The 2,521-nt window shown below is 73.1% G+C and carries 2 protein-coding genes and 1 pseudogene; all 3 read right to left on the bottom strand.

What is annotated here, in order from left to right; genetic code table 11:
• The coding region (locus tag ACWCSD_RS51465; protein WP_449927028.1) for a UDP-N-acetylglucosamine--N-acetylmuramyl-(pentapeptide) pyrophosphoryl-undecaprenol N-acetylglucosamine transferase at nucleotides 1–955 on the bottom strand (955 nt) is incomplete at its 3' end.
• Nucleotides 956–967: 12 nt separating this feature from the next.
• The gene (gene ftsW, locus ACWCSD_RS51460; protein WP_397162155.1) at nucleotides 968–2,278 is read right to left on the bottom strand and encodes a putative lipid II flippase FtsW; all 1,311 of its coding nucleotides are present in this window, start codon (nucleotides 2,276–2,278) and stop codon (nucleotides 968–970) included.
• Nucleotides 2,268–2,521, bottom strand: a pseudogene (locus tag ACWCSD_RS51455) (hypothetical protein); the annotation flags it as partial. The gene ftsW and the pseudogene ACWCSD_RS51455, both read right to left, overlap by 11 nt.

Raw genomic sequence — 2,521 nt, 5'->3', positions numbered from 1 at the left:
CTGGGCCTACGCCGAGCCGTCGCTGCGCGAATGGCGCTCGGCCCTGGCCACCGCCGCGCTCCTGCGCGCGCTCGGCGTTGACGGTCTGCTCGCCGTTGCCGTGCGGCAGCGGCACGTACGCGGCCGGCAGCCCCACGGCCGTCAGCTCGGCGCAGGTCAGGGCCCCGCTGCGGCACAGCGCGACGTCGGCGGCGGCGTAGGCGAGGTCCATGCGGTCGACGTAGGGCAGCAGCACGTACTGGGGGTCGCCGGGCGGCGGCTCGTGCTCGACGGTGTTGTTCAGCCCGAGCACGTGGAGCACCTGGATGCCGGCCCGGCGCAGCACCGGCGCGGCGGCCAGCGCGGCCTGGTTGAGCGACCTGGCGCCCTGCGAGCCGCCGAAGACCAGCAGCGTGGGCCGGTCGTTCTCCAGCCCGAACCAGGAGCGCGCCTTGTCGCCGGTGGACAGCCGGTCGAGCGTGACGATCTCGCGGCGCAGCGGGGTGCCGATGAACTCGGCCTTGGGCAGCGCGGCGTCGGGGAAGCCGGTGAAGACGTGGTCGGTCAGCCGGGCGCCCAGCCGGTTGGCCAGGCCGGGACGGGGATTGGCCTCGTGGACGACGATCGGCAGGCCCTTGCGCTTGGCCGCCAGGTAGGCGGGCGTGGCGACGTAGCCGCCGAACCCGACCAGGATGTCGGCGCCGACCCGGTCGAGGACGCCCGACACGGCGTTGATCGCCCCGGCCAGCCGGCCCGGCACGGTCAGCAGGCTCGGGGTGATCGCCCTGGGCAGCGGCACGGCCGGCACCAGTTCGAGATCGTAGCCCCTGGCGGGCACGAGCCGCGTCTCCAGGCCGCGCTCGGTGCCCACGCAGGTGATGCCGACGCTCCGGTCAAGATGGCGCAGCGCGTCCGCAAGGGCGAGCGCGGGCTCGATGTGCCCGGCCGTCCCCCCACCGGCGAGGACCACCCTCATCTCGGTCACTCCCTAACGTCTCACTCGGCCTCTGGACGTACCCCCCAGGCCAAGCCAGCTTAGGCCCCGTGCGGCGGGTCCGGGGCCACGCGCGGCCAAGGCTTCGCGCGCGCCGGGCTCGCGTTTGGCGAACGACAGCAGGATGCCCAGCGCGGCGAGCGTGGGGAGCAGGGACGACCCGCCGTAGGAGACCAGCGGCAGCGGGATGCCGGTGATGGGCAGGACGCCGAGCACCGCGCCCATGTTGACGGCCGCCTGCCCGACGATCCAGGCCACCATGGCGGCCGCGGCCAGGCGGACGAAGCCGTCGTTGACCCGGACCGCGACCCGCAGCCCCGCGTAGCCGAGCAGGCCGAACAGCGCCACCACCATCAGCGTGCCCATCAGCCCGAGCTCCTCGCCGAGGATGGCGAAGATGAAGTCGCTCTCGCCGTGGGGCAGCCAGCTCCACTTCTGGCGGCTGCTGCCCAGGCCGAGCCCGAACCAGCCGCCCGAGCCCATCGCGATCTGCCCCTGCACGGCCTGGTAGCCGGCGCCCTGGGCGTCGGCCCACGGGTCGAGGAAGGCCCCGATGCGCTTCATCCGGTACGGCTCCACCTTGATCATGATGGCCGCGGCCAGCACCGCCAGCGCCAGGATGCCGCCGAACAGCTTGATCGGCGCCCCCACCACCCACAGCAGCGCCAGGAAGATCATGAAGAGCACGAGGGTGGTGCCGAGGTCGCGGCCGAGCAGGACCATGACGACCAGGATCGCGGTGCCGGGCATGAGCGGGATCAGCATCTGCCGCCACTCGATCCGGCCCTGCCTGGCCCGTCTGGCCAGCAGGTCGGCCCCCCACAGCACGAGCGCCAGCTTGGCCGGCTCGGACGGCTGGAGGGTGAACGGGCCGAGGTAGATCCACCGCTGCGCGCCCAGCTCGGACTCGCCGATGAACAGCACCATGACCAGCGCCAGCACCGCCAGCGCCATGAGCGGGTAGCCCGCCCAGCGGAAGAACTTCGGCGGCAGGCGCGAGCAGGCGTACATCACGGGCACGCCGACGCCGGCCGACAACGACTGCTTGATGAACCACGAGAACGGGTTGCCGGTCTTCTGCTGGGCCTCGATCGCGGAGGCCGACAGCACCATCATGAGCCCGAGCGCGAGCAGCAGCGCGCTGCACATGATGATCAGGTAGTAGGTCGTCAGCGGCTTGTCGAGCAGTTCCTTCAGCACGGCGCGCTGCTCGCGGACCCAGCTCGCCGGGCCCTCCTGGGCCTTGGACCGGGTGGGCTCGCCGGCGGCCGGGCGGGCGCCGGCGGTGCCGGTGCTACTGCTCACGCCGCCGCCTCAGCTCGTGGACGGCACGGGCGAAGGCCTCCCCTCGTGCCGGATAGCCGGGGAACATGTCGAGCGAGGCGCCCGCTGGGGAGAGCAGCACGGTGTCCCCGGGGGAGGCCAGCCGCGCGGCTTCGGTGACGACGGTGTCCATCACACCAGTGTCTTGGCCCGGGATGTCCACGACGGGGCGCCCGCCCCGACGAAGACCTGCGCCAGGCGGTCGAGGCCGCGTTGCGCGAGCAG

This window comes from Nonomuraea sp. NPDC001684, from assembly GCF_053596515.1.
Note: the sequence above shows the minus strand (reverse complement) of the source record. Positions and strands in the feature narration are given on the sequence as shown.